We start from the raw sequence: 816 nt of genomic DNA, 5'->3' as shown, positions 1-816 counted from the left end.
CGCAGACTTTCGGCTACGGGGCTCTTACCCACTATGGCCAGCCTTTCCAGACCGGTTCACCTAACCTGCTGCATCCACATCGGCGTCCTACAACCCCAGAGGGCAAGCCCTCTGGTTTGGGCTAATCCGCTTTCGCTCGCCGCTACTGACGGAATCACTTTTGTTTTCTTTTCCTGAGGGTACTTAGATGTTTCAGTTCCCCTCGTCTGCCTCCAATGCAGCTATGTATTCACTGCATGGTACGTGAGAATTACCTCACGTGGGTTCCCCCATTCGGACATCCCCGGATCAAAGCCTGCTTACGGCTCCCCGAGGCATTATCGTTGTTCGCCACGTCCTTCGTCGGCTCCTGGTGCCTAGGCATCCTCCGTGTGCTCTTTCTAGCTTATCCGTATGCTCGGTGTATTTCTTTGTTCGCTCCGCTTGTCTTCGACAAAAGTCGCTCTCAAAGAAACACTCCTCGCTGCTAATTCGCTAAAACTACTAAGGATGATTCAGCTTTACGCTTTGTTTCGTTATCCAGTTTTCAAGGAACAAATCTCGCTTCGCTGCCGTTTCAGCGGCAGGAAGATTATCTTAGCATGTCCGCCCGGTTGATGCAACCATCAACTTTTGGCAGGACTACCAAGCTTGAAAGGCATTGCACCTTTCAAAACTGAACACGAGTGAGTGCCGTCGCAACCGAAGGTTGTCGACTGATGCAGCTAAGCTGCAGATTTGTCCGTCGCCCTACAGACGACATGGACTCCATAGAAAGGAGGTGATCCAGCCGCACCTTCCGATACGGCTACCTTGTTACGACTTCACCCCAATCAT

Annotated in this window: 2 rRNA genes; both read right to left on the bottom strand. The window is 51.7% G+C overall.

The features are described from left to right. Window positions 1-391 (bottom strand): 23S ribosomal RNA (locus KQX66_RS36380); the annotation flags it as partial. Between the two features lie 362 nt (window positions 392-753). Then, a 16S ribosomal RNA gene (locus KQX66_RS36375) occupies window positions 754-816 on the bottom strand; the annotation flags it as partial.

It is taken from the genome of Paenibacillus oleatilyticus, from assembly GCF_018998565.1.
Lineage (GTDB): Bacteria > Bacillota > Bacilli > Paenibacillales > NBRC-103111 > Paenibacillus_G > Paenibacillus_G oleatilyticus.
This window is presented reverse-complemented; position numbering and strand designations above follow the sequence as displayed.